Origin of the sequence: Mesorhizobium sp. M1329 (assembly GCF_040318035.1) — a bacterium.
In the GTDB taxonomy this organism is placed as follows: domain Bacteria; phylum Pseudomonadota; class Alphaproteobacteria; order Rhizobiales; family Rhizobiaceae; genus Mesorhizobium.
Window position 1 is genome coordinate 206,821 of sequence record NZ_JAMYLN010000001.1, and the last position, 25,268, is coordinate 232,088.

20 protein-coding genes are annotated in these 25,268 nt (G+C 62.5%); 7 read left to right on the forward strand and 13 right to left on the reverse strand.

Features of this window, described 5'->3' with window-relative positions:
• Nucleotide 1: 1 nt before the first annotated feature.
• The gene (locus NKH21_RS01045; RefSeq protein WP_352862750.1) at nucleotides 2–1,786 is read left to right on the forward strand and encodes a pilus assembly protein TadG-related protein; all 1,785 of its coding nucleotides are present in this window, start codon (nucleotides 2–4) and stop codon (nucleotides 1,784–1,786) included.
• A 16-nt stretch (nucleotides 1,787–1,802) separates the two neighbouring features.
• On the opposite strand, the gene bglA is transcribed toward NKH21_RS01045, so the two are convergent.
• The 10 genes from bglA to NKH21_RS01095 all read right to left on the reverse strand — a co-directional run bounded on the left by bglA (nucleotide 1,803) and on the right by NKH21_RS01095 (nucleotide 17,812).
• On the reverse strand, nucleotides 1,803–3,431 hold the full coding sequence (gene bglA / locus NKH21_RS01050; RefSeq protein ID WP_352862751.1) for a beta-galactosidase BglA: 1,629 nt from the start codon (nucleotides 3,429–3,431) through the stop codon (nucleotides 1,803–1,805).
• Complete coding sequence (gene glgX, locus NKH21_RS01055) at nucleotides 3,421–5,454, reverse strand: glycogen debranching protein GlgX (protein ID WP_352862752.1); 2,034 nt, start codon at nucleotides 5,452–5,454, stop codon at nucleotides 3,421–3,423. The genes bglA and glgX overlap by 11 nt, the downstream gene beginning before the upstream one ends.
• Nucleotides 5,454–7,082: an alpha-D-glucose phosphate-specific phosphoglucomutase gene (locus NKH21_RS01060; protein WP_352862753.1), complete on the reverse strand. Its 1,629-nt coding sequence runs from the start codon at nucleotides 7,080–7,082 to the stop codon at nucleotides 5,454–5,456. The genes glgX and NKH21_RS01060 overlap by 1 nt, the downstream gene beginning before the upstream one ends.
• A 3-nt stretch (nucleotides 7,083–7,085) precedes the next feature.
• Entirely contained in the window at nucleotides 7,086–8,531 is a 1,446-nt protein-coding gene (gene glgA, locus NKH21_RS01065) for a glycogen synthase GlgA (protein WP_352862754.1), read from the reverse strand.
• Between the two features lie 3 nt (nucleotides 8,532–8,534).
• A complete protein-coding gene (gene glgC, locus NKH21_RS01070) occupies nucleotides 8,535–9,800 on the reverse strand; it encodes a glucose-1-phosphate adenylyltransferase (RefSeq protein ID WP_352862755.1) in 1,266 nt (421 codons plus the stop codon).
• A gap of 35 nt (nucleotides 9,801–9,835) precedes the next feature.
• The gene (gene glgB, locus NKH21_RS01075; protein ID WP_352862756.1) at nucleotides 9,836–12,049 is read right to left on the reverse strand and encodes a 1,4-alpha-glucan branching protein GlgB; all 2,214 of its coding nucleotides are present in this window, start codon (nucleotides 12,047–12,049) and stop codon (nucleotides 9,836–9,838) included.
• Nucleotides 12,050–12,194: 145 nt separating this feature from the next.
• Complete coding sequence (locus NKH21_RS01080) at nucleotides 12,195–14,663, reverse strand: glycogen/starch/alpha-glucan phosphorylase (protein ID WP_352862757.1); 2,469 nt, start codon at nucleotides 14,661–14,663, stop codon at nucleotides 12,195–12,197.
• Between the two features lie 175 nt (nucleotides 14,664–14,838).
• Entirely contained in the window at nucleotides 14,839–15,627 is a 789-nt protein-coding gene (locus NKH21_RS01085; protein ID WP_352862758.1) for an ATP-binding cassette domain-containing protein, read from the reverse strand.
• Nucleotides 15,624–16,706 (reverse strand): ABC transporter permease, encoded by a 1,083-nt coding sequence (locus tag NKH21_RS01090; protein WP_352862759.1) that lies wholly within the window; start codon nucleotides 16,704–16,706, stop codon nucleotides 15,624–15,626. Before NKH21_RS01090 ends, NKH21_RS01085 begins: the two co-directional genes overlap by 4 nt.
• Before the next feature lie 89 nt (nucleotides 16,707–16,795).
• The gene (locus NKH21_RS01095; protein WP_352665933.1) at nucleotides 16,796–17,812 is read right to left on the reverse strand and encodes a sugar ABC transporter substrate-binding protein; all 1,017 of its coding nucleotides are present in this window, start codon (nucleotides 17,810–17,812) and stop codon (nucleotides 16,796–16,798) included.
• 228 nt (nucleotides 17,813–18,040) lie between these two features.
• Between NKH21_RS01095 and NKH21_RS01100 the strand changes: the two genes are divergently transcribed.
• The 6 genes from NKH21_RS01100 to NKH21_RS01125 all read left to right on the forward strand — a co-directional run bounded on the left by NKH21_RS01100 (nucleotide 18,041) and on the right by NKH21_RS01125 (nucleotide 23,436).
• Complete coding sequence (locus tag NKH21_RS01100) at nucleotides 18,041–19,270, forward strand: ROK family transcriptional regulator (RefSeq protein ID WP_352862760.1); 1,230 nt, start codon at nucleotides 18,041–18,043, stop codon at nucleotides 19,268–19,270.
• Nucleotides 19,271–19,272: 2 nt separating this feature from the next.
• Complete coding sequence (locus NKH21_RS01105) at nucleotides 19,273–19,719, forward strand: RbsD/FucU family protein (RefSeq protein ID WP_352862761.1); 447 nt, start codon at nucleotides 19,273–19,275, stop codon at nucleotides 19,717–19,719.
• Nucleotides 19,716–20,639 carry a carbohydrate kinase family protein gene (locus NKH21_RS01110; RefSeq protein ID WP_352862762.1) on the forward strand — a complete coding sequence of 308 codons (924 nt, stop codon included), beginning with the start codon at nucleotides 19,716–19,718 and terminating at the stop codon, nucleotides 20,637–20,639. Before NKH21_RS01105 ends, NKH21_RS01110 begins: the two co-directional genes overlap by 4 nt.
• A 253-nt stretch (nucleotides 20,640–20,892) precedes the next feature.
• A complete protein-coding gene (locus NKH21_RS01115) occupies nucleotides 20,893–22,035 on the forward strand; it encodes a DegT/DnrJ/EryC1/StrS family aminotransferase (RefSeq protein ID WP_352862763.1) in 1,143 nt (380 codons plus the stop codon).
• Nucleotides 22,036–22,053: 18 nt separating this feature from the next.
• Nucleotides 22,054–22,260, forward strand: coding sequence for a hypothetical protein (locus NKH21_RS01120; protein ID WP_352862764.1), 207 nt, complete (start codon nucleotides 22,054–22,056; stop codon nucleotides 22,258–22,260).
• A 156-nt stretch (nucleotides 22,261–22,416) separates the two neighbouring features.
• Complete coding sequence (locus tag NKH21_RS01125; protein WP_352862765.1) at nucleotides 22,417–23,436, forward strand: LLM class flavin-dependent oxidoreductase; 1,020 nt, start codon at nucleotides 22,417–22,419, stop codon at nucleotides 23,434–23,436.
• A 51-nt stretch (nucleotides 23,437–23,487) separates the two neighbouring features.
• Here the strand turns inward: NKH21_RS01125 and NKH21_RS01130 are convergent, their stop codons facing one another.
• The 3 genes from NKH21_RS01130 to NKH21_RS01140 all read right to left on the reverse strand — a co-directional run bounded on the left by NKH21_RS01130 (nucleotide 23,488) and on the right by NKH21_RS01140 (nucleotide 25,097).
• Nucleotides 23,488–23,970, reverse strand: coding sequence for an RES family NAD+ phosphorylase (locus NKH21_RS01130; RefSeq protein ID WP_352862766.1), 483 nt, complete (start codon nucleotides 23,968–23,970; stop codon nucleotides 23,488–23,490).
• Nucleotides 23,967–24,401, reverse strand: coding sequence for an antitoxin Xre-like helix-turn-helix domain-containing protein (locus NKH21_RS01135; RefSeq protein WP_352862891.1), 435 nt, complete (start codon nucleotides 24,399–24,401; stop codon nucleotides 23,967–23,969). Before NKH21_RS01135 ends, NKH21_RS01130 begins: the two co-directional genes overlap by 4 nt.
• 69 nt (nucleotides 24,402–24,470) lie before the next feature.
• The gene (locus tag NKH21_RS01140; RefSeq protein WP_352862767.1) at nucleotides 24,471–25,097 is read right to left on the reverse strand and encodes a CDP-alcohol phosphatidyltransferase family protein; all 627 of its coding nucleotides are present in this window, start codon (nucleotides 25,095–25,097) and stop codon (nucleotides 24,471–24,473) included.
• Nucleotides 25,098–25,268: the final 171 nt, after the last annotated feature.

Consider the following 25,268-nt stretch of genomic DNA (forward strand, 5'->3'; position numbering starts at 1 on the left):
AATGTCGCGGTTCTTGCTGAGGGGCATCGGGGGGATCGCTCGCTCGATGGTTGGCGACAAGAAGGCGAACTTTGCCGTCATGACGGCGCTGATAGCGCCATTCGCGTTGGGGCTGGCGGCCTTCGCTGTCGACGAAGGTTCGATCTACACGGAGCGCAGGGAAGCCCAGGCGATGACCGATCTGGCGGCGATCACCGCGGCGTCGAACATCAACAATATGGAAGCCGCGGCAGTAACCACGCTCAGTGACAACCGAATGCCCGGCATCATTGTTCAAAAGCCAGGTCAGACAATCGTTCCCACGGTTGGCAAAACCGTCGTGTCGGTCACCGGCGGCCGATACTCAGCGGCGTCCTCCGTTGGCGTCGACAAGCGCTTCGAAGCCGGTAAAACGCCTTACAACGCCGTTCGCGTCACTCTGAAAAAAATCCCCGCCCGGTATTTCGCCAGTTCGCTCATCCCTACTCCGGTCGTCGGCACCGAAGCCATTGCCAGCGTGACCCCGCAAGCGATGTTCTCGGTCGGGTCCAGGCTCCTCAGCGTCAATGGCGGCATCCTCAACGCACTTCTCAGCAAGTTGCTGGGCGCCAACATTGCGCTCAGCGTCATGGACTACAACGCGCTGATCTCGGCCGATGTAAACGTGCTTTCGTTCGTCGATGCCCTTGCCGTACAGTTGCAACTGACAGGTGTCAGCTATTCCGACGTGCTGGCGTCAAAAGCGACGGTAGGCCAGATCGCGACCGCCATGGCCAATGCGTCCGGGTCGGGCAGCGCCAGCAAACTTGTGCTGCAGACGATTGCGTCGAGGGCCACCAACACGGTCAAAATACCCCTCAGTCATCTTATCGATCTTGGCTCGATCGGTAAGCTCGGCCTCGGACAAAAGTCTCCCGGCTTTTCCGTCGACGCAAGCGCGATGGGCATGCTGGGTGCCGCCGCCTCGCTGGCCAATGGCTCAAACCAGGTCCAGGTCGATCTCGGCGCCACTATTCCGGGACTTACCTCCACCACGCTCGCCATCGCCATCGGCGAGCCGATGCAATACTCACCCTGGCTGGCCGTCGGGGAAAAAGGCACCGTGGTGCGCACCGCGCAGACGCGCATCAAGCTGGTCACCACAGTCGGCATCGGCAATTCCAATCTCGGCGGCGGCATCAGTCTGCTGTCCGTCAACTTGCCTCTGCATGTCGAAGTCGCCTATGCGGAAGCCAAGCTAACCGACATCAGCTGCCCGACGGGCCGGCCGGATAGCATCAAGGTCTCGATCGCCGCGCAGCCTGGCGTGGCCTCGCTGCACCTTGCCGCCAGCGACGCCGACAACAACCCATCGGCCTTCGCCGATTTCAGCAATCCGCAATCGTTCTCCGATGCCACGATTGCACAGGTAAGCGTGAGGCTTCTGCTGCTCACCCTCAATCTGCTCGATGTGAAGGGTTCGTCATCGCTTGCCATCACCAACAACGATCCGACCACATTGACCTTCGACAGCACCGATATCGCCAACAAGACGATAAAAACTGTCGCCACGAAAAACCTGACGCAATCGCTCACGACATCGCTGGTCAGCGGCCTCTCGCTCTCGGTCAATGCACTGGGCCTCGGGCTGGACGTGACGGCCCTGCTCGGAACGGTGAAGCCGGCGGTGGTAACGGCTCTGAACGGGGTGACGGCGCCGGTCGACGAACTGGTCTATAACGTGCTTGCAGCTGTCGGCGTGCATGTCGGCGAGGCCGATGTGCGGGTTGTCGGCGCGACTTGCGGGCGCTCCGTGCTCGTTCAATGAGATGATGAAATAGAGCTCAGCCGATCCGGCCGAGGAAGCAGCCCAACGGCGGCAGCGACAGAGTTCTTTCCTGCAAGACGCCGGCAGCACCGCCAAGATCTATTGGCTCTATCGCTTCCACATCCGGTGGCAAGTGCCAGCCGGCCGGCTCGTCGGCGAAATTGAAGACACAGAGCAGCTTTTCGTCACCGCCTTCGCGAATGAAAGCAAGGACGTCGCCTTCGGCATCGTGGAACCGGATCGAGCCTCGAACCAGCGCCGGATGCTGCTTGCGCAAGGCCAGCATCGCCCGGTAGCTCGCCAGGACGGAGGTTTGCTCGCCATCCTGGACGTCGACCGCCCGAGCGCGATGGCTTGCCGGGACCGGAAGCCACGGCTTGCCGGTCGAAAAGCCGGCATTGTCGGCGCCAGCCTCCCAGACCATCGGCGTTCGGCACCCATCCCGCCCCTTGATTGCCGGCCAGAAGCGGATGCCGAAGGGATCGCGCAAATCCCCGAACGCCAGTTCGGCCTCCTCCAACCCGAGTTCTTCGCCCTGGTAGAGGCAGATCGATCCGCGCAGGCAAGAAAGCAGCACGATCGCGAATTTCGCCACCCTGTCCGGATCGCCGCCCGGCCTTGTCCAGCGGCTGACATGGCGCACGACATCGTGGTTGGAGAAGGCCCAGCAAACCCAGCCGTCGAACACAGTACTTTCGAACGCCTCGACACAGCCACGCACGTGCGCCGCCGAGAATTGCGGGCCGAGCAGGTCAAATGTGTAGGACATTTGGAGCTTGTCGCCACCGCCAGTATAGGCGGCGAGCGTCTGCAACGAACGGGTTTCGTCGCCAATCTCGCCGACAGCGACGCGGCCTTCATATTCGTCAAGCAACGCCCGGAAGCGCCTGAGGAAGGCAAGGTTTTCCGGCTGGCTCTTGTCGAACAGATGCTCCTGATAGAGATAGGTGCTGGTTGCCGTATTGGTGCCGGCGACGCTTTCCGCCAAAGGCGGGTTGCTGCGCAGCCAGCGGTCGTGGACATAGTAGTTGACCGTATCCAGCCGGAAACCGTCGACGCCGCGCTCGAGCCAGAACCGCACCGTTTCCAGCAACGCGTCCTGCACCTGCGGATTGTGGAAATTCAGGTCTGGCTGCGAGGCGAGGAAATTGTGCAGGTAATATTGCCTGCGCGTTGCGTCCCATTCCCACGCCGGGCCGCCGAAAAGCGACAGCCAGTTGTTGGAGGCGGTGCCGTCGGGCTTCGCGTCTGCCCAGACGTACCAGTCGGCCTTGGGGTTGTCGCGGCTCGTGCGGCTTTCGACAAACCATTCGTGCCGATCCGACGAATGCGACAAGACCTGGTCGATGATCACTTTCAGGCCGAGCCGATGCGCCTCTGCAACCAGCGCGTCGAAATCCTCTGATGTGCCGAACATCGGATCGACGGCGCAGTAATCCGAAACGTCGTAACCCATGTCGGCCATTGGCGACTTGAAGAAAGGCGACAGCCAAACCGCGTCGACACCGAGCGATGCGACATGGGCCAGCCTCGAGGTGATGCCGCTGAGATCGCCGCTGCCGTCGCCTGTCGTGTCCTGGAAGGAGCGGGGGTAGATCTGGTAGATGACGCAGCCGCGCCACCATTCGGCATTGTCAGCCATCATGGCTCTCCCCTGCGCCCGTCTGCGCGGTCCTGCGTTCGATCATGAACATGACCGTTCGCCCAAGCACCGGCCGTAAGATATCGCTACTATCCGGTTCGATAGCTGGGCGCCAAAGAAAACCGGCCCGTTCCGGCAGCGTGAACATGCAGGCCCGGCGGTCGCCATTGATGACCACCGCAAGGCGACTGTTCTCACCGGTACCGAGAACCATGACCAGCCGGTGCCGCCTGGGATCGTGCCAGGCGGCACCGTCGAGCGGCACGCCGGTTTCCGTCAGCCAGGCTACGTCTGGGATTTTCGAGCCCGCAGGCGGTTCTCCGGTCAGGAATGCCGTGTCCAAAAGCGCCGGCACGGCACGACGCATCTTGGCGAGCAGAGCCGTGTACCGCTCCAGCGCCCGGTCGCGCCCGGACCAGTCGAGCCAGGTAATGTCATTGTCCTGCGCGTAAGCGTTGTTGTTGCCGCGCTGCGTGCGGCCGAACTCGTCGCCGGCCGTCAGCATGATCGTGCCGCGCGAGCCAAAGAGTGTCGCCAGCAGCGCGCGCTGGTCATCGAAACGGGCCGTAACGATCGCGCGGTCGCCGGTCTGGCCCTCGACGCCATTGTTCCAGGACAGATTGTCGTCGTGGCCATCGCGGTTCTGTTCGCCATTGGCCTCGTTGTGCTTGTGCTCATAGGAAACGATATCAGCCAGCGTCATGCCGTCATGCGCAGCGATGAAATTGACGCTGCGGGTAATTGTCTGGCCTGCTTTGGCAAAGGCATCGGACGAACCGGCAAGCCGCGTTGCCAGCGCCCCGATCATGCCGCCGTCGCCGCGCCAGAAACGGCGGATATCGTCGCGGTATCTGTCGTTCCATTCGAGGAAGGGCGGCGGAAAATTGCCGAGCTGATAGCCATCCGGTCCGATATCCCAAGGCTCGGCGATCAGCACCCGGTCGCCAAGAACAGGATCTTTGCGAATGGCGTTCAGCAGCGGCGCATCAGCGTCGAAAACGCCGTCGGCACGGCCGAGGATCGGCGCCAGATCAAAGCGGAATCCGTCGACACCGGCGTGCTGGACAAAATGGCGAAGCGTGTCGAGGACCATTTCCCGGACGACCGGATGATCGCCCGCAACCGTATTGCCGGTTCCGGTGTCATTGACCAGAGCGCCGTCAGCCTCGTGCCGGTAGTAGGCGCGGTTGTCGAGCCCACGCAGCGACAATGTCGGGCCGAGCCGGTCGCTTTCGCCGGTGTGGTTGAACACCAGGTCGAGAATGGTGCCGATGCCGGCCTCACGCAGCGCGGCGCGCGTTCCGCGCAACTCGGCCAGACCGCCGGGCGCCAGTCGCGGATCGAGCGCCATGAAGGTCACGGGATTATAACCCCAGGCGTTGCGCAGACCGAGTGGCGGTAAATGCCGTTCGTCGATCGATGCCGTCACCGGCATCAACTCAATGGCTGCGACGCCGAGTTTTTGCAGATGCTCGATAACGAGGGGGTGAGCGAGCGCTGCAATGGTGCCGCGTTGCTTCTCGGGAATGTCCGGATGCAGCTTTGTGAAGGCGCGTACCGGCACCTCGTAGATGAGGCCGCCGGGCCGAAACAGCGGCGGCAAGGCAGGCAAGGGTTCCGGCAAGGCGCCAGCGATGGCCTTCGGCATCAGCGACGCCGTGTCGGCCCCCGCGCCACGGCGCGCGGCCAGCCGGCCGTCATAGGCATAGGGCCTGTCGATCTCGACGGCATAGGGATCGGCCAGCAGCTTGTCGGGATCGAACCAGAGACCGTGTTCCGGCGCGTAGTCGCCATCGGCGCGGAACCCGTATCGGGTGCCGGCGGCGAGACCGGCAACAAAAAGTGCGTAGACGCCCTCGCCTTCCGACTGGAGTTCCAGCCGGTCGACTTCACGGTTGCCGTGTTCCTCGAAAATCGAGACCCAGATGCGCCGAGCCGACGAGGACCATGCGGCGAAGCGAATGCCGCCCTGCCCGGCAAGCCCGCCAAATCGCGGACGATAGCCGGCGGATAGTCCCGACGACATCAGGTGATGACGCTCGGCTTGGCGCGGCCGGTATGGCTGCGAATCCCGGCAATGTCGTCGGCCGCCGCGATTAGATCGGCAAGCGCCTCCTGGCTGTCGAGATCGTGGCGGCTCTTGTCCGGCTCGTAGCGCTCGACATAAAGCCGTAGCGTCGCGCCCGAGGTGCCGGTGCCGGACAGGCGGAAGACGACGCGTGAGCCGCCTTCGAACAACACCCTGATGCCCTGGTTCTTGCTGACCGAGCCGTCGACCGGATCGTGATAGGCGAAATCATCGGCGCTGGCGATCGTCATGCCGCGCACGCTGGTGCCAGGCAACGAGCCGAGCTTGGCGCGCAGCTCGTCGACAAGCGCGTTGGCACGATCGGTCTCGACCTCCTCGTAGTCGTGGCGCGAATAGTAGTTACGGCCGTAGGCCGCCCAATGCTGGGTAACGATCTGCTTGGCGCTTTCGCCGCGAACGGCAAGAATGTTGAGCCATAAAAGCACGGCCCATAGGCCGTCCTTTTCGCGGACATGGTTGGAGCCGGTCCCGGCACTTTCCTCGCCGCAGATCGTCGCCATGCCGGCATCGAGCAGATTGCCGAAGAACTTCCACCCGGTTGGCGTTTCATAGATGCCGATGCCGAGCTTTTCGGCGACCCGGTCGGCAGCACCGCTGGTCGGCATCGAACGGGCGATGCCTTTCAGCCCGGCCTTGTAGCCCGGCGCCAGATGGGCGTTGGCGGCGAGCATGGCCAGCGAATCTGACGGGGTGATGAAAATGCCCTTGCCGATGATCAGGTTGCGGTCGCCGTCGCCATCCGAGGCAGCGCCAAAGTCTGGCGCATCCGGCCCCATCATCTCGTCGTAGAGGTGTTTTGCATGCACCAGATTGGGATCGGGATGGTGGCCGCCGAAATCCGGCAGCGGGATAAAATTGCGGGCGGTGCCGTTCGGCGCGCCTAGCCGGTTTTCGAGGATCTCCTTGGCGTAGGGGCCGGTCACTGCATGCATGGCGTCGAAGCGCATGCGGAAGCCCGACTTGAACAGCGCGCGCAAGGCGTCGAAATCGAACAGGCTTTCCATCAGTTCGGCATAGTCGGCGACCGGATCGATGATTTCGACGGTCATGTCAGCCGCCTTGACCGTGCCGATGGTGTCGATGTCGACCGGTCCAATATCGGCGATCTTGAAGCTCGAAATCGCCTTGGTTTTTTCGAAGATCGCGTCGGTCAGCTTTTCCGGCGCCGGGCCGCCATTGCCGGCATTGTACTTGATACCGAAATCCTCATGCGGGCCACCCGGATTGTGGCTGGCCGACAGGATGATGCCGCCGAAGGTCTTGTATTTGCGGATGACATGCGAAGCGGCCGGCGTCGACAGGATGCCGCCCTGCCCGACCATCACCTTGCTGAAGCCGTTCGCCGCGGCCATGGCGATGGCCTTCTGGATGACCTCGCGGTTATAGAAGCGGCCGTCGCCGCCGATCACCAGGGTTTTACCCCCGAACCCGTCCAGGGCGTCGAAGATCGACTGGATGAAGTTCTCGGCATAGTGCTCCTGCTGGAACACCGGGACTTTCTTGCGCAGCCCGGAGGTGCCGGGCTTCTGGTCGGGATAGGGTTTGGTGGCGATAGTGCGGATCATCAGTCAGGCAGCCCTTTTCGAAAGCAGCAAGCGATAGAGTTGGACATATTTTTCGGCGCTTTTGTCCCACGAAACGTCGGCCTTCATGCCTTGCCGCTGCATCGACGTCCACACTGCGAGATTGGCATGCGCCTCGACAAGGCGACGGACGGCGTACAGCAGGGCGCCGGCGTTGGCGGGGGCAAACTGGAAACCGGTCGCCACGCCGGCAGAGATGGCGGCCTCGTTGGCATCGATGACCGTGTCGGCAAGGCCGCCGGTGCGGGCGACGACCGGCACGCAGCCATAGCGCAGGCCGTAAAGCTGCGTCAGCCCGCAAGGTTCGAAGCGCGATGGGATAATGATGGCGTCGCAGCCGCCCTGCATGGTGTGGGAAAGCCCCTCGTCATAGCCGACGACGACGCCGATGCGGCCACGATGGCGGGCTGCGGCGGCAAGCAATGCGCCCTCCAGCCCAGCGTCGCCAGACCCAAGGATTGCCAGCCGTGCACCTGCCGCGACGATGCCGTCGACGGCCGCAGCCAGTATGTCCATGCCCTTTTGCCAGGTCAGTCGGCTGACGACGCAGACGATCGGGCTGTCATCGCGATCGAGGTTGAAACGGTCCTCGACCGCGGCCTTGTTGGGCATTCGCGCCTTAAGCGTCTTTGCCGTGTAGTTGGAGGCCAGATGCTTGTCGGTTTCCGGGTTCCATATCTCGGTATCGATGCCGTTGACGATGCCATGGAGATCGACTGAGCGCATGTTGATCAGGCCGTCGAGGCCCATGCCGAATTCGGGCAAGCGGATTTCCTGCGCATAGGTCGGGCTGACCGTGGTGATCGCCCACGCGGCCTGCAGGCCGCCCTTGAGGAAGCCGACGCCGCCATAATATTCGACGCCGTCGAGCGCCATGGCCGCTGCCGGCAGGCCAAGCTCGCCAAAGATGCCGGCGCCGAACTGACCCTGGAAGGCAAGGTTGTGCACGGTGATCATCGACGGCGTGCCGACCGCCTTGCCGTAGCGCATATAGGCAAGCGTCATTGCCGACTGCCAGTCATGGGCATGGACGATATCGGGCAGGTAGCCCGAGATTGCGCCGCCGGCAATATCACCGCCTACCTGGCTCAAGGCCGCGAACCGGCGCCAATTGTCCGGCCAGTCGGCGCCGGTCGCGTTGCCGTATGGGCCGCCGGGACGGTCGAAAAGATGTGGCGCATCAAGCACGAACAGGTCGAGCCCGGCGATCTGGACGGCATGCACCGAAGCCTTGCCGCCCTGCAGCAATGGATATTGCTGAACCGCCTTCTTTTTCCTGAAGGCGCCCATCACCTGCGGATAGCCGGGGACGAGGGTGCGCATGGTGACGCCCTTGCCGGCCAATGCCACGGGTAAGGCGCCGGTTACGTCGGCGAGCCCGCCGGTCTTGACCAGCGGAAAGATCTCGGGCGCCACCGACAGAACCTGCATGCACTACGATCCCAGCCTGTTGATCATGTCCTGCGTGACCAGGCAGATACCTTTTTCCGAAACGCGGAAACGCTTGGCGTCGAGGACGGGATCCTCGCCGACCACCAGCCCTTCCGGAATCGTGACGCCGTGATCGATGACCACGCGCTTCAGCCTGGCGTTGCGGCCGACATGGACGTCGGGCAGCATGACGACCTCCTCCAGCGTCGAATAGGAATTGATGCGCGCGCCGGTGAAGATCAGGCTTCGCTTCAGCGAGGCGCCCGAAACGATGCAATCGCCCGATACGAGAGACGACACGGCCGACCCGCGGCGGCCATCTTCGTCATGCACGAACTTTGCCGGCGGCTTCAGCTCGGCGTAGGTCCAGATCGGCCAGTCGCGGTCGTAGAGGTCGAGTTCCGGCGTGATGTCGGTCAGGTCAATATTGGCTTCCCAATAGGCGTCGACCGTGCCGACGTCGCGCCAATAGGCCTCGTTCTCGGCGGTCGAGCGCACGCAGGATTTGGCGAAGCGATGGGCAATCGCCTTTCCGTGCTCGACGATATAGGGGATGATGTCCTTGCCGAAGTCGCGGCTCGAGCCGGGCTCCGCCGCATCGCGACGCAATTGTTCCATCAGGAACTTGGTCTTGAACACATAGATGCCCATCGAGGCCAGCGCAAAATCCGGTTTGTCGGGAATGCCCGGCGGATCGGCGGGCTTTTCGATGAAGGAGATGATGGTGTCCTTGGGGTCGACATGCATGACGCCGAAGCCGGTGGCTTCCATGCGCGGCACTTCGAGGCAGCCGACGGTGACGTCGGCGCCAGCGTCGACATGCTGGCGCAGCATCAATTCGTAATCCATCTTGTAGACGTGGTCGCCGGCCAGGATGACCATGTATTCCGGCCCATAGGCCTCGATGATGTCGATGTTCTGGTACACAGCGTCGGCGGTGCCCTCATACCATTGCGTTTCCGACACACGCTGGCTGGCCGGCAGGATGTCGAAACTCTCATTGCGCTCGGGCCGCAGGAAGTTCCAGCCGCGCTGCAAGTGGCGGATCAACGAATGCGCCTTGTACTGGGTAGCGACGCCGAGGCGGCGGATACCGGAATTGAGCGCATTGGAGAGCGCGAAGTCGATGATGCGGGTCTTGCCGCCGAAATAGACCGCCGGCTTGGCGCGGCGGTCGGTCAGTTCCTTGAGCCGGCTGCCACGACCGCCGGCCAGCACATAAGCCATGGCGTCGCGTGCCAGCGGCTGTGTTCGTTTTATTTCAGCCATTCCTATCCTCCCAGGTTAGATGCTCCAGACATAGCTCAGTCCGGGACGAATTCGAGCATGATCGTCGACAGCGGCGGCAAAAGCATCGTCGCCGAAATGCCTCCTCCTTCCGCCTCAGCCTCGACGACGCCGCTATTGCCCTTGCCGGAACCGCCATAATCCGTGGCATCGGTGTTGATGATCTCGCGCCATTTTCCGGCCTGCGGCAGCGGCACGCGGTAATTGTCGCGCGGCACCGGCGTGAAGTTGGAAATGACGGCGACCGGGTTGCCGCCCGGCGCGCTGCGCAGCCAGGCAAATACCGAGTTCGCGCTGTCGTCGACGATCAGCCAGGAAAAGCCCTCCGGCTCGCAGTCGCGGGCATGCAGCGCCGGGCGCGAGCGGTAGAGATAGTTGAGATCGCGCACCGTCTGCCAGACGCCGCGGTGAAGCCGGAAATCGAGCAGGTTCCAGTCGAGAGCGCGCGCCTCGCTCCACTCGCGGCGCTGTGCGAACTCCTGGCCCATGAACAAGAGCTTCTTGCCGGGATAGCCCCACATGAAGGCGTAATAGGCGCGCAGCGTCGCGAATTTCTGCCAGTCGTCGCCGGCCATCTTGTTGAGCAGCGTGCCCTTGCCGTGCACCACCTCGTCATGGGACAGCGGCAGCACGAAATTCTCGCTGAAGGCGTAGACCAGGCCGAAGGTGATGTCGTTGTGGTGATGCTTGCGGAAGATGGGCTCCTTGGAGAAATACTCCAAAGTGTCATGCATGAAACCCATGTTCCACTTGAAACCGAAGCCCAGTCCGCCTTCATGCACCGGCTGCGAGACTTTCGGCCACGAGGTCGATTCCTCGGCGATGGTCATCACACCCGGATGGTGGCCGTAGACCTCCTTATTCATACGCTGCAGGAAGCTGACCGCTTCGAGGTTCTCGCGCCCGCCCTTCTCGTTGGGAATCCATTCACCGGCCTTGCGCGAATAATCGAGATAAAGCATCGAGGCGACCGCATCGACGCGCAGTCCGTCAACGTGATATTTCTCGGCCCAGAACAGCGCATTATTGACCAGGAACGAAATCACTTCGCGGCGCCCGAAATTATAGATCGCGGTGTTCCAGTCGGGATGGAAGCCCTTGCGCGGATCGGCGTGTTCGTAGAGTGCGGTACCGTCGAACTTTGCCAGACCGTGTTCGTCAACTGGGAAATGCGCCGGCACCCAGTCGAGGATGACGCCGACGCCTGCACGATGGGCGCCGTCGACGAAGCGGGCAAAACCGTCCGGATCGCCAAAGCGGGCAGTCGGCGCATAGAGGCCGGTCGTCTGGTAGCCCCAGGAAGGGTCATAAGGGTGTTCGGAGATCGGCATGAATTCGATGTGGGTAAAACCGATCTCGACCACGTAAGGGATCAGCCTGTCGGCGAGCTCATCCCAAGACAGGAAGCTGCCGTCGTCGTGAAGCCGCCATGACCCGGCATGGACCTCGTAGATCGATACGGCTTCGCGCCTGTGGTCGGCATTGCGCCAGTAGTTCCGGTGCGCCTCGTCACCCCATTCATGCGCCGGCGGCAGCGCCGTCACCGAGGCGGTGGCCGGGCGCAGCTCGGATTTGAAGGCGAACGGATCCGCCTTGAGTGGCAATCTCACGCCATCCGGCCCGATGATCTCGTATTTATAAGGGCGGCCGGCGCCGATGTCGGGAATGAACAGCTCCCAGATGCCGGTATCGCGGCGGTCGCGCATGGTATGCCTGCGGCCGTCCCACTCGTTGAAGTCGCCGACCACCGAGACGCGCCTTGCGTTGGGCGCCCACACCGCAAAATGCATGCCCGATGCACCTTCATGGTCGATGAGATGGGCGCCGAGCTTGTCGAACAGCCTGAGATGCGACCCTTCGGCGATGTAATAGTCGTCCAGCGGACCGAGCACGGGGCCGAAGGAATATGGATCGGTCAGCCACCAGTCGCCGCCAGAATTCCTGGCATGATAGCGCAACGGCTGGCGTTTGCGCAGCGACAGTTTGCCCTCGAAGAAGCCGCGGTCGTCGCGTCTCGACAGCTCGCCGGCCTTCTTGCCGGTCAGCGTATAGGCGGTGACGGACTCGGCATGGGGGACGAAGCAGCGGGCGACAAAGCCCTTCCCCGCCTCATGTACGCCAAGCACGGCAAAGGGGTCGCCATGCGTGCCGGCGACAATCGCCGCGACATCGCCGGCTGGCGTCAGTCCGTCCGGCCCGCTTGTCGCAACGGTCGCGCGCGGCTTGCTCATCAGGCAGTGTCCCTCCTCGGGCACCAAGTGTGTGTTTCTAGTGAAGTTTTGAATTCGACAGTCGCAGGCCGCCTGACCTTCCAAGGGATGCGAAGGTCAAATCACTCCACTAGGGCCACATTGTTCCTGGTCTCATGCAATCACATCAGGCGGGCACGTGCCAGATGTCTTTCGCATATTGGCGGATCGTGCGGTCGGACGAGAACCAGCCGACGCGGGCGACATTGCGGATCGCTCTGGCGTACCAGTCCGGGCTGTTGCGCCAGACGGCATCGACGTCGCGCTGGGTGGCGGCGTAGGCATCGAAATCCGCGGCGACCATGAACCAGTCGCTCTGGTAAAGACCCTTGATCAGGTCGCGATAACGGTCCGGATCGTCAGGCGAAAAGACCCCGGACGAAACCGCGGCAAGCGCCTGCGCCAATTCAGGCGATCTCTCGATCACGGCACGCGGATCGTAACCATTGTTGCGTCGCTCGGCGACCTCATCGGTGGTCAGGCCGAAGATGAAAATGTTGTCGTCGCCGACGCATTCCTTGATCTCGACATTGGCGCCGTCGAGCGTGCCGATGGTCAGCGCGCCGTTCAGCGCGAACTTCATGTTACCGGTGCCGGACGCCTCCATGCCGGCGGTCGATATCTGCTCCGAAAGATCGGCGGCCGGCATCATGATTTCGGCCAGGCTGACATTGTAGTTCGGCACGAATACCACTTTCAGCAAGCCGCGCACCGCCGGGTCGCGGTTGATCACCCGGGCGACGTCGTTGGCAAGTTTGATGATCAGCTTGGCGTTGTGGTAGCTGGGCGCCGCCTTGCCGCCGAAGAATTTGACGCGGGGCATCCAGTCGCGCTCAGGATGCGAGCGGATCTGGTCGTAAAGCGCGACCGCTTCGAGAATGTTCAAGAGCTGGCGCTTGTATTCGTGGATGCGCTTGACCTGGATGTCGAACAGCGCCGAGGGGTCGACCTTGATACCGAGCCGGTCGGCAACGAGATTGGCAAGCCTCGTCTTGTTCGCCCGTTTGACGGCGGCGAACTTGTCGCGGAAGGCGGCGTCCTCGGCGAAAGGATCGAGCCGCTTTATCTCGTCGATGTCGTCGAGGAAGCCGTCGCCGATCGCCTCTCGGGTGAGTGCAGTGAGGCCGGGATTGCACTGTATCAGCCAGCGCCGCGGTGTGATCCCGTTGGTCTTGTTGTTGATGCGATCCGGGTAGAGCCTGTGGAGGTCGGCAAACACCGTCTCCTTCATCAATTCCGTATGCAGTGCCGACACGCCGTTGATCGAGTGCGAGCCGACAAAGGCCAGATTGCCCATACGCACGCGGCGATCGCCATTTTCCTGGATCAGCGAGATGCGACTGATCTGCTCGTCCGAGAACTGGTCGGAGGCGCGCGCCTCGAGCAGCACCTCGGCGTTGATGGCGTAGACGATCTGCATGTGGCGCGGCAACAGCCGCTCGAACAGCGGCACGGGCCAGCTTTCCAGCGCTTCGGGAAGCAGCGTGTGGTTGGTATAGCCGAAGGTGCGCTTGGTGATGCTCCAGGCCTGGTCGAAATCCATGCCGTGGACATCCATCAACAGGCGCATCAACTCGGGGACGGCGATGGCCGGATGGGTGTCGTTGAGATGGATCGCCGCCTTGTCGGGCAGCGATTGCAGGTCGCCATACTGACTGAGATGACGCTGGACGATGTCCTGCAGCGAGGCGGTGGAGAAGAAATACTCCTGCCTGAGCCGCAGCTCCTGGCCGGCCTTGTGGGAATCGGCCGGGTAAAGGACACGCGACAACGCATCGGCCTTGTTGCTTTCGGCGAGCGCGCCGATGTGATCGCCGGCGTTGAACTTGTCGAGTAAGATCGGGTCGATCGGCATGCCGGACCATAGACGCAGCGTGTTGACGCGGTTGGCCCGCCAGCCGACCACTGGCGTATCGTAGGCAACGGCCAGAACATGTTCGGTCGGCTTCCAGACATGGCGCTCGAGCCTGCCGTCCTTCGAGGTGATCGATTCCACCGAGCCGCCGAAGCCGACCTCGAAGGAGCGTTCGCGGCGCTCGAACTCCCAGGGATTGCCGTGATCGAGCCACGTCTCGGGCAGTTCCACCTGCCAGCCGTCATGGATCTCCTGCCGGAACATGCCGTTGGCGTAGCGAATGCCGTAGCCATGCGCGGGGATGTTGACGGTCGCCATGCTTTCCATGAAGCAGGCGGCAAGCCGGCCAAGCCCGCCATTGCCAAGGGCAGCGTCAGGTTCGAGCGCTGCAATGATGTCGAGGTCGACGCCAAGCGACGAAAGCGCCTCGCGCATATTGTCCATCAGGCCGAGATTGGAGAAGGCATCGCGCATCAGGCGGCCGATGAGGAATTCCAGTGACAGGTAGTAGACGCGCTTTTCCTGCTGGGCGTAGGCCTCTTGGGTCGCCTGCATCCAGTGATCGACGATGCGGTCGCGTACAACCTTGATCGAGGCGGTGAGCCAATCGTACTGGGTTGCAACGTTGGTGCCCTTGCCCACCCTGTATTTGAGGGCCTGCAAGACTTCCTCGGCGAGCGTCTTGGGATCCGGGTTTTCGAGCGTGGGCAGAGGAGCTTCGGTTGTCATCGCGCGCGTCATGCTGCCTCTCGTGACGTTGCCAGGATCATGCGGCTTTCACCATCTCTGCCAATGCTAATGCATCCCGCCGAATGTTCAATCGATTCAGGCGACCGCAAGCCGAGTTGCCCTGCGGCAATTTGGTATTTTGAAACAGCGCGTTTGGGCTCCTCGGCGATGGGCCTCAAGTTCTTGCTCAAGCCGCCAGCGCCGCTTCCGGCGGCACCTTGGCGCCGGTCATGAAGGCGACCGCGTCGGACATCGTATACTGCTTCGGATCGATGACGCACAGGCGACGGCCGAGCCGGTGAATGTGGATGCGGTCCGCCACCTCGAAGACATGCGGCATGTTGTGCGAAATCAGCACGATCGGCAGGCCTCGGCGTTTGACGTCGAGTATCAGTTCGAGCACGCGGCGGCTCTCCTTGACGCCAAGGGCGGCCGTCGGCTCATCCATGATGACCATCTTCGAGCCGAAGGCGGCGGCGCGCGCCACTGCCACGCCCTGGCGCTGGCCGCCGGAGAGCGTTTCGACCGCCTGGCTGATGTTCTGGATGGTCATCAGGCCAAGCTCGGTGAGCTTGTCGCGGGCACGCTTTTCCATCGCCGGACGGTCGAGCATGCGCAGCCAGCTGCCAAGAAACCCCGACTTGCGGATCTCGCGGCCGAGGAACATGTTGTCGGCGATAGACAGCGCCGGCGACAGCGCCAGATTCTGGTAGACGGTCTCGATGCCGGCTTCGCGGGCCTCCATCGGCGACTTGAATGCAATAGGCTTGCCTTCAAGCCGGATCTCGCCTTCGTCGGGGGTGACGGCTCCGGAAATCGCCTTGATAAGCGACGACTTGCCGGCGCCGTTGTCGCCGATGACAGCAAGGATTTCGCCCGGATAGAGGTCGAAGTCGGCGCTGTCGAGAGCGGTGACACGGCCGTAGCGCTTGACCAGGCTGCGGGCGGTAAGGATCGGTTCCTGAGTCTGGTTCATGCCGAGATCTTCCTGATCCACTGGTCGATAGCAACAGCGATGATGATAAGGGCGCCGACGGACAATTGCGTCCATTGGGGATCTGTCCCCCAAAGCCTGAGGCCGAGCGCGAACACCCCGACAATCAGCGCACCGAAGATGGTCCCGAGGATGGAACCGCGGCCGCCGAACAGCGATGTGCCGCCAATCACCACGGCGGTAATCGAATTGATGTTCTCGAACTGCCCGGCCTGTGGCGAGACCGATCCGATGCGTCCGATCAAAGCCCAGCCGGCGATGGCACAAATGATGCCAGTCAGGGTGTAGACCGTGACCAGCATCCGGCTGACGCGCACCCCCGACAGTTCCGCGGCTTCCGGGTCGTCGCCGACTGCGTAGACATGCCGGCCCCATGCCGTGTGATTGAGCACGTACCAGGCAATTGCCCCCATGATCAGCACCAACAGCACGCCGTAGGTGAAGACGGCGCCGCCGATCCTGAACGAGCCGCCGAAAAACTGCAGCAGCGGTGCCGTAGCCTCGAGATCCTGGCTGCGGATGGTCTCGTTGCCGGAATAGATGAAGTTGATGGCAGCGTAGATCGACCAGGTGCCGAGCGTCACGATGAAGGGCGGCAGTTTCACCCAGGCGATGAGAATGCCGTTGATCAAGCCGCAAATCGCGCCGACAAGCAGCCCGACGGCAACGGCGACCGGCGCTGGAACACCGTAATGCATGGCAAACTGGCCCATAACAACCGAGCTCAGCACCATGATGGCGCCGACTGACAGGTCGATGCCAGCGGTGAGCACCACCAGTGTCTGCGCGATGCCGACCATGCCTGTTATCGCCACCTGCTGGAGGATCAGGGTGAGGGTGAAGGGAGAAAAGAAGCGGCCACCGACGACGACTGCGAACAGAACCACCGAGATGAGCAGGATGATCAGCGGCACCATGGCGGGGCTTTTGTGCAAGCGGTGCTGGATGCTCTCCAATGTCGAGCGGGAATGCGTCTCGAATGAAGCGACGCTGGCGTCGCTGGCGGCCAGGACCGTCTCGAATTCCTGCGGTCCCTTGCTCCTAGTTGTTTCGACGCTCAAGTCGGCCTCCCCGCCTGTGATGTGGAGCGGCCGAAACCGCTCCACATTCTCTATTGTTGTTTTGAAGTTGAGCCGATCAGGGGATCAAATCAACCCCAGCACTTGCTGAGGCCTTGCTTTGTGTCGATGGATTCGATGCCGGCGGCAGGCTTGTCGGTGATCAGCGTGACGCCGGTGTTGTAGAAATCCAGACCGGGCGACGGCTCTGGCTTCTTGCCCGTGTCGGCAAAGGTCTTGATCGCTTCGATGCCGAGCGAGGCCATGAGCAGTGGATATTGTTGTGAAGTGGCGCCGATCACGCCCTCGGCAACGTTCTTGACGCCGGGGCAGCCGCCATCGACCGAGACAATCAGGACGTCCTTCTCCTTGCCGACGGCCTTCAGCGCCTGGTAGGCGCCCGCGGCCGCAGGTTCGTTGATGGTGTAGACGACGTTGATATCCGGATCCTTCTGCAGGCAATTCTCCATGGCAGTATGCCCGCCATCCTCATTGCCGCTCGACAGATCGTGACAGACGTTGCGTGCGTCGGTTTCGTCGCCGATCTTCTTGGGATCGCCGAGGTCGATGCCGAAGCCCTTCATGAAGCCTTGATCACGCTGGACGTCGACGGAGGGCTGGCTGGCGATCAGATCCATGTAGGCGATGTGCGCATCCTTGGCTTTGTCGCCCAAGGTAGCCTTTGCCCAGGAGCCGATAAGCTCGCCGGCCTTGAAATTGTCGGTCGCAAACGTCGCATCCGCGGCATCGGCAGGCTCGAGCTGCGTGTCGAGAGCGATCACCAGCACCCCTGCATCGCGCGCCTTCTTCACCGCCGGCACGATGGCCGCAGTGTCGGTGGCGGTGATCAAAATGCCTTTGGCGCCGTCGGCGATGCAGGATTCGATCGCCGCAACCTGGCCCTCATTGTCACCTTCCGCCTTGCCGGCATAGGCTTTCAGATCGACACCGATTTCCTTGGCTTTCGCGGCGGCACCTTCCTTCATCTTGACGAAGAAGGGGTTGGTGTCGGTCTTGGTGATCAGGCAAGCACTGACATTGGCTGCGGACGCGGTCGAAGCAAAGGCCATCAGGCTCAGTCCGGCCGCGGCAAACACGGTGGATTTCAACAGTTTTGACGTGGTCACGATTTTCCTCCCATGGAACCATTTAGGATGCCGGCCAACCGGCATCTGCAGCGCGTCCGACGAAATCTCCCAGTGTCGGCGCCGACCTCAAGAGACACCAGTCCGCCAGCACTGTCAATAATTAAATCACTCTTATTTATTATTGACAACGCAGGATTGTTCACTCACTCTAGACCAAAAGCATTGAGGGGAAACAACGGGAGGAACAGGGTGGAGACCGGCATTACAAGGCACGGCTCGCCCGATGCGGCCGAAAGCCGCCTGCACCGCGGCACCAATCAAAGCGGCATGCGGGACCACAATGAGCGGCTGGTTCTGTCGCTGGTGCGCCAGCACGGCAGCCTGGCAAAATCCGACATCGCACGTATGACCGGGCTCTCGGCGCAGACAGTGTCAGTCATCATGCGCGAGCTGGAGGAGGACGATCTGCTCGTTCGCCAGGCGCCGTTGCGCGGCAAGATCGGCCAGCCCTCGATACCCATGGCGCTCAATCCCGACGGCGCCTATTTCATCGGCCTGAAGATCGGCCGCCGCAGCGCCGAGCTGGTGCTGATCGATTTCCTCGGCAATGTGCGCTCGATGCTGCAGCATTCGTACCGCTATCCGGCGCCGCGCGAGACGGTGGAGTTCGTCACAAACGGCATGAAGAAGATGCGCGGCGAACTCACCCCGGCGCAAGACAAACGCATTGCCGGGCTTGGCATCGCCATGCCGTTCGAATTGTGGAACTGGGCCGACACCGCCGGTGCACCGCGCGAAATCATGGACGAATGGCGCCATCGCGACATCCGCGCCGACATCCAGGCGCAATGCGAATTTCCAGTCTATCTGCAGAACGACGCCACCTCGGCCTGCGGCGCCGAGCTCGTGTTCGGCCAGGCGGCGGGTGCGGCACGCGATTTCGTCTATTTCTATATCGGCGCGTTTGCCGGCGGCGGCATCGTGCTGAACGGCCGGTTGTTTGGCGGCCCAACCGGCAATGCCGGCGCGCTGGGCTCGATGCCGGTGCCCGGGCCGGACGGCAAGCCGACGCAGCTGATCGACGTGGCATCGATCGCCATGTTGGAAAAGGCGCTCAACGCGCGCGGCGTCGAGGCCTCGCATCTGTGGACGTCACCGGGGGACTGGGGCGAGCTCGGCGCCGACCTTGACGACTGGATCGCCAGCGCCTCGCAGGCGCTCGCCTACGCCATCGTTTCGGCGTCCTCCGTCATTGATTTCGAAGCCGCGGTGATCGACGGATGGATGCCGCCTGCTGTGCGCAGGCGGCTTGTCGATGCCGTCATCCAGGCCATCGGCCGGATCGACGGCGAAGGCCTGAGGCTGCCGGCCGTTCGCGAGGGAACCGTCGGTATCCATGCGCGGGCGCTGGGTGGCGCCAGCCTGCCGTTATCGGAGCGCTTCCTCATCGGCTCGACCACGATTTCCCGGAGCTTCTGAGCATGCTGATCGGCATCCCGGCGCTGCTCGGCCCGGAGCTTCTGGCGATATTGCGCGCCATGGGCCATGGCGACGAGATCGCCTTGGTCGACGGCAACTACCCGGCCGAGCAGCAGGCACAGCGGCTGATCCGCGCCGACGGTCATCATCTCGTCCCCGTGCTCGATGCGGTATTGAGCGTGTTGCCGGTCGACGACGCCGTGCCGCAGGCGCTGTTTCGCGCCTCGGCCAAAGGCGATCCCCTGCTCGCCGATCCGGTTCACCATGAGATGGAAGCGATCTGCGCCATGCGTGCGCCGGGCCGCAAGGTGGTTGCGCTTGCCGGTGCCGACTTCTATGCACGGGTCAAGGCCGCGCACGCAATCGTCGCGACGAGTGAGCCGCGGCTTTATGCCAACATCATCATTCGCAAGGGCGTGATCTATCCGCCGGAAAGCAAGACTTCATGATCCTCTGCTGCGGCGAAGCCCTGATCGATATGCTGCCGCGGACCACGACGAAGGGCGAGCCGGCCTTTGCGCCCTATGTCGGCGGCGCCGTCTTCAACTCGGCAATTGCGCTTGGCCGGCTCGGTGCGCCTGCTGCGTTCTTCTCCGGCCTGTCGTCGGATCTGTTCGGGGGCCAGCTCAGGGAGGCGCTGGGAGCCAGCAAGGTCAGTTCCACCTATGCACACACCTCGTCGCGTCCGACCACGCTCGCCTTCGTGCGCCTCAACAACGGCCAGGCGACCTATACATTCTATGACGAGAACACCGCCGGGCGCATGCTGACCATGGAGGACCTGCCGGAACTCGGCAGCGAGATCGAGGCCATGCTGTTCGGCGCCATCAGCCTGATCTCGGAGCCGGCCGGGTCGGCCTATGAGGAGTTCATGCGACGCGAGCATGAGCGCCGCGTGATGATGCTCGACCCCAACATCCGGCCAAACTTCATTCCGGACAAGGCCAAGCACCTCAGGCGCATCCGCAACATGATGGCGATGGCCGACATCGTGAAACTGTCGGACGAGGATCTGAACTGGTTCGGCGAAGCCGGCTCGCATGAGGACGTCGTCCGCAACTGGCTGGACCGCGGTCCGAAGCTGATCGTCGTCACCCATGGCAGCGAGGGCGCGGTCGGTTACAGCAGCCAGCACCGGGTCACGGTCGTCCCGGACAAGGTCGAGGTGGTCGATACCGTCGGCGCCGGCGACACATTCAATGCCGGCATTCTTGCCTCCTTGCACGAACAGGGTCTGCTCTCGAAGACGGCAATCGCCAGTTTGCCCGAAGACGCCATCCAAAAGGCGCTGACGCTCGGCGCCAAGGCCGCGGCGGTGACGGTATCGCGGGCCGGCGCCAATCCGCCATGGCGGCATGAACTCGCTTGACCGGCTGGCAACACGCTCACGGATCTGCCTGCCGCGATCACTTTATGTTTCGCCGACCGGCGGGGCGGGTTGTGAAGGTCCATATCGAGCCGGCCGAAGCCCGGATTTCCCCGCGTTTAAGAGGGCAGATCGGAAATCAGAGGTAACAGGCTGCGACACTTGAGCAATTCAGGGTTTTGCCCTGCGGCTTTCTCGGCCGTGCCAAGTCTGCTACCAGCGGCCGGTTATCTGATTAAACCCGTTTGAGGCCGACATGCAGTTCATCGATCTTGGCGCGCAGCGCGAACGCATCCGCGACAGGCTGAAAGCGGCAATCGACCGGGTTGTCGATGAGGGCCGCTATATTCTCGGACCTCAGGTCACCGAATTCGAAAACAAGCTCGCCGCCTATATCGGCACCAAGCATGTGGTCGCTTGCGCCAACGGCACCGATGCGCTGCTGCTGCCGCTGTTTGCCGCCGGCATCGGCCCGGGCGACGCGGTGTTCGTGCCGAGCTTCACCTTTGCCGCCACGGCCGAAGTGGTGGCGCTGACCAAGGCCGAACCGGTCTTCGTCGACGTCGATCCCGACAGCTACAATATCGACATCGCCAGCCTCGAGGCGGCAATCGCCATGATCAAGGCGGAGGGCCGGCTGAGGCCGAAGGCAATCATTCCCGTCGACCTGTTCGGCCTCGCCGCCGATTACGAGGCGATCATGGCCATCGCCAATCGCGAAGGCCTGATGGTCATCGAGGATGCGGCGCAGGCGACCGGCGGCTCGGCCGACGGCAAGATGTGCGGCTCGTTCGGCACCGTCGGCTCGACCAGCTTCTATCCGGCAAAGCCGCTCGGCTGCTATGGCGACGGCGGTGCGATGTTCACCAATGACGATGCGCTGGCCGAACAGCTGCGGTCGTTTGCTTTTCACGGCAAGGGCGAAACGCAATATGACAATGTCCGCGTCGGCATCAACTCGCGGCTCGACACGCTTCAGGCGGCGATCCTGATCGAGAAGCTGGCCATCCTCGAGGACGAGATGGTGGCACGGCAAGCGGTCGCCAATCGCTATGCCGAAGGTCTCGGCGATATCGTCAAGGCGGCGCGCAATCTGGGCGGCGGCCGCTCGGCCTGGGCGCAATACGCGATCGAAACGCCGAAACGCGACGGGCTCAAGGCACATCTCGGTGAAAAGGGCATTCCGTCAGTCATCTATTATGTGAAACCGCTGCACAGCCAGATCGCCTATCGCGATTATCCGCGCACGCCGACCGGCCTTACCGTTTCGGAAGAGCTGCCGAATCGCATCCTGTGCCTGCCGATGCATCCCTATCTGAGCGAGGCCGACCAGGACCGGATCATCGAAACGATCCGTAACTATATCGGCTCGAATTCGGCGCATGTAGCGGCGGCATAAATTCGAAAGCTTCGAAGCGTGGTCGCGGATTACATCGACGAGTTCATCATGTTCTGCGCCGGGTTGTGGATGGCTGGCGTCGGCTTCGGATTTTTCGCGGACCCCTCTCAAGCTCGCCCCGGCCAACAGCAGGCATGGTGGACCAACTTTGGAACCCATTTTAAATGGATGGGGCCGCTGTTGATCCTCATCGCGATAGTGCTCGCGTTCGCGGTACCTTCCTAGATGCGCTCGCGCCGGCAGCAGGTTCGCCATTGACGGCATCGCTGATCAACAACGGACCGTTCACCTCAAACTGGGGCGGTCGGTTCCGATTTCGGGATGCTTTGCGCTGCGCCGACGCATAGTCTGCACCTGTCGTCCCTCTAGGCTGGCTATTTCATGAAGAAGATTGGTTTCCTCTCGTTCGGGCACTGGACGCCCTCGCCGCAATCGCAGACGCGGACGGCATCCGATGCGCTTTTGCAGTCCGTCGAGCTGGCCGTCGCGGCCGAGGAACTGGGTGCGGACGGCGCGTATTTCCGCGTGCACCACTTCGCGCGCCAGCTCGCCTCGCCCTTCCCGCTGCTGGCAGCGGTTGGGGCGAAGACCAGCCGAATCGAGATCGGCACGGCGGTGATCGACATGCGTTACGAGAACCCGCTCTATATGGCCGAGGACGCCGGCGCCGCCGATCTAATCGCCGGAGGGCGTCTGCAGCTGGGCATCAGCCGCGGCTCGCCGGAGCAGGTAATCGAGGGATGGCGCTACTTCGGCTACGCCCCGCAAGAGGGCGAGAGCGATGCCGACATGGCCCGCAGACACACCGGAGTGCTGCTCGAAGTGTTGCTGGGCAAAGGCTTTGCGCAGCCCAACCCGTGGCCGATGTTTCCCAACCCGCCTGGCCTGCTTCGCGTCGAGCCTCACTCGGAAGGCCTGCGCGAGCGCATCTGGTGGGGCGCCGCCACAAACGCCACCGCAGAATGGGCGGCGAAACTGGGGATGAACCTGCAGAGCTCAACGCTCAAATTCGACGAAGGCGGAAAGCCGTTTCACATCCAGCAGGCCGAACAGATCAGGGCTTTTCGCGAGGCCTGGAAGGCGGCCGGTCACGCGCGCGAGCCTCGGGTGTCGGTGAGCCGGAGCATTTTTGCGCTGGTCGACGATCGCGACCGGGGCTATTTCGGCGGTAACCAGAGCGGAGATCATTTCGGTTACATCGAGGCAGACAGACGCGCCGTGTTCGGCCGCTCCTATGCCGCCGAACCGGACGTGCTGATCGAGCAGCTAAAGGGCGACGAAGCCATCGCCGAGGCCGATACGCTGCTGCTTACCGTCCCCAACCAGCTCGGCGTCGACTACAATGCCCACGTCCTCGAGGCGATCCTGACCCATGTCGCCCCTGGCTTGGGCTGGCGCTGACGCGTTTGAGCAATCGACGCCGCAGGCAGGAACCTGCCCCTCCTGACCTGCTCAGGAGCCGAACAGGCGACTGTCCCAATATACGGGTTGATGCAGGCTGGCCGTGATCAAGGCAAACTCCGGATGGGCCGGATTGATCAACACGTTGTTGTCGAGGCGAGCCACAACGCTTGGCACGATCAAGATCGCGCTGCGGCGCTCGACATACCACGTCTCGCCGAATTCCTTACTCACCTTTGCCGGCATCATGTCCCACCCCGGCAGCGACGGCTGCGAAAATATCTCGTAGCTCAGCCCGCGCGGAACCATGATCTGGACGTAGTGCTGGTTGGGCGGCAGTCTGCCGCTGCCGTGCACCAGCTTTTCCAGCAACGCAGTCGAATAATGCTCGCTGGTGTAGATCACCGGGCTGCCGGGCGTGTTCCAGCGGCCGGGCGCGATCGTCGAGCCCGTCGCGTCAAAGATCGGATAGGTGCCAGCAGGATCGCCGATCCTGAAGCACAGCAGCGTCCGATCGAGTATCTGCGCCGTCAAGCGGCGGTGCCGTACTTCAGGCCTGCAAGGATATCGATCACCAGCTCGGCGCCGATCTCGTTTTGGATGACCATTTCGATCGGGCGCCGGTCTTCCAGCATGGGATGCGGCCGAAATAGAAAGTCACGAGTCTCATCTTCGATCTTCCAGACGTCGAGGGCCAAGTCCCATACACGAGCAACCCGTGCCACCCGCATGCCCTCTTCCGAAGACAGTCGAAGAGCACCCCTCTTGCGACGTTCATAGGTTGCCTTTGGAACGAGGCGATATTTGAATTGGGCGTCGGCCGGTGCCAGCAATTGTGAGACGCGTTCGAGCGCGCCGATGGGCAATCCGTCTTCAATTCGAGCCATCAGCCCGAATGGCGACCGTGCAGCCGTTTCCTTGGGCGACAGTCCCAGCACGTCGGCGACATTTCCAAACGCCAGCATCATCACTGCCTCCTTCATGTGAAGCATAATATACCTTCATGTGAGGCTAGCCGCAAGTGGGCTGCAGTCTCACGGCTGCTTCCCGTCGGCTCGTTTCAGCATCGCAAATGCGCGACTAATCCGTTGCAGCGCTGTGGCGTTGGCCAGCACTGCGTACAACGCGAACCCACCCGCCAGAATCCAGGGCGAAGCCGCGCCCATGGCGGTCGCGACTCCGTCGGCGGCGAGCAGCACGCAAATGAACACCAGGCGTTCCATCCGCTCGAAGAAATCCGGCCAACCGTGGTTTTCCACAGGGATTTCCAGCGCCGTCCGCGCCTTGGCGTAACTTGTGAGTATCCCGCCGGCGAACGCGAACATTGCGGTCGCCCACAGATCAGCGACCCAGCCGATTGCCGCAAAGACTGCCAATTCCTGATAGCGGTCGACGACGGCATCGAAATAGCCACCGGCCTTGGTGCTCATGTTTGTCCGGCGGGCGACGGCACCGTCCAGCGCATCGAAGGTGAAGGCAAACGCCAGGCAAAGGCCAAAGGCGAGGCTTGAATGGTGGTAGACGTAGGCCGCCGAGGACAAAGCGACGAGCACGAGCCCGCTGGCAGTAACCTGGTTCGGCGTCATGCCGATCCCGATCAGCGGAGAAGCGGCCTGCTCCCATAGCGGGTCGATGCGACTTTTCATGAGACCGGCGATCATGGCGGTTCCTCTGATAATGTCGTTTCACCGAGCTTTACCAGCAATTTGCGGGTTTGTTCCACCGTCGCTACCGTTCCATTTGGCCAAAGCGGCCCAAGACCGGACCCAGCAACATTCTCAACTCGCCGCAACGGCGATTTCTTTCGGCGAATGCGGCCGGCGGATTAAGGC

Excerpts from the sequence above, each read along its gene's own strand:
- NKH21_RS01060 (WP_352862753.1), bottom strand. The coding sequence starts at position 7,082 with ATGATCCGCACTATCGCCACCAAACCCTATCCCGACCAGAAGCCCGGC.
- bglA (WP_352862751.1), bottom strand. The coding sequence starts at position 3,431 with ATGATGGCTGACAATGCCGAATGGTGGCGCGGCTGCGTCATCTACCAG.
- glgA (WP_352862754.1), bottom strand. The coding sequence starts at position 8,531 with ATGCAGGTTCTGTCGGTGGCGCCCGAGATCTTTCCGCTGGTCAAGACC.
- NKH21_RS01140 (WP_352862767.1), bottom strand. The coding sequence starts at position 25,097 with ATGATCGCCGGTCTCATGAAAAGTCGCATCGACCCGCTATGGGAGCAG.
- NKH21_RS01085 (WP_352862758.1), bottom strand. The coding sequence starts at position 15,627 with ATGAACCAGACTCAGGAACCGATCCTTACCGCCCGCAGCCTGGTCAAG.
- NKH21_RS01115 (WP_352862763.1), top strand. The coding sequence starts at position 20,893 with ATGCAGTTCATCGATCTTGGCGCGCAGCGCGAACGCATCCGCGACAGG.
- glgC (WP_352862755.1), bottom strand. The coding sequence starts at position 9,800 with ATGGCTGAAATAAAACGAACACAGCCGCTGGCACGCGACGCCATGGCT.
- NKH21_RS01105 (WP_352862761.1), top strand. The coding sequence starts at position 19,273 with ATGCTGATCGGCATCCCGGCGCTGCTCGGCCCGGAGCTTCTGGCGATA.
- NKH21_RS01110 (WP_352862762.1), top strand. The coding sequence starts at position 19,716 with ATGATCCTCTGCTGCGGCGAAGCCCTGATCGATATGCTGCCGCGGACC.
- NKH21_RS01125 (WP_352862765.1), top strand. The coding sequence starts at position 22,417 with ATGAAGAAGATTGGTTTCCTCTCGTTCGGGCACTGGACGCCCTCGCCG.
- NKH21_RS01045 (WP_352862750.1), top strand. The coding sequence starts at position 2 with ATGTCGCGGTTCTTGCTGAGGGGCATCGGGGGGATCGCTCGCTCGATG.
- glgB (WP_352862756.1), bottom strand. The coding sequence starts at position 12,049 with ATGAGCAAGCCGCGCGCGACCGTTGCGACAAGCGGGCCGGACGGACTG.
- glgX (WP_352862752.1), bottom strand. The coding sequence starts at position 5,454 with ATGTCGTCGGGACTATCCGCCGGCTATCGTCCGCGATTTGGCGGGCTT.
- NKH21_RS01080 (WP_352862757.1), bottom strand. The coding sequence starts at position 14,663 with ATGACGCGCGCGATGACAACCGAAGCTCCTCTGCCCACGCTCGAAAAC.
- NKH21_RS01135 (WP_352862891.1), bottom strand. The coding sequence starts at position 24,401 with ATGCTGGCGTTTGGAAATGTCGCCGACGTGCTGGGACTGTCGCCCAAG.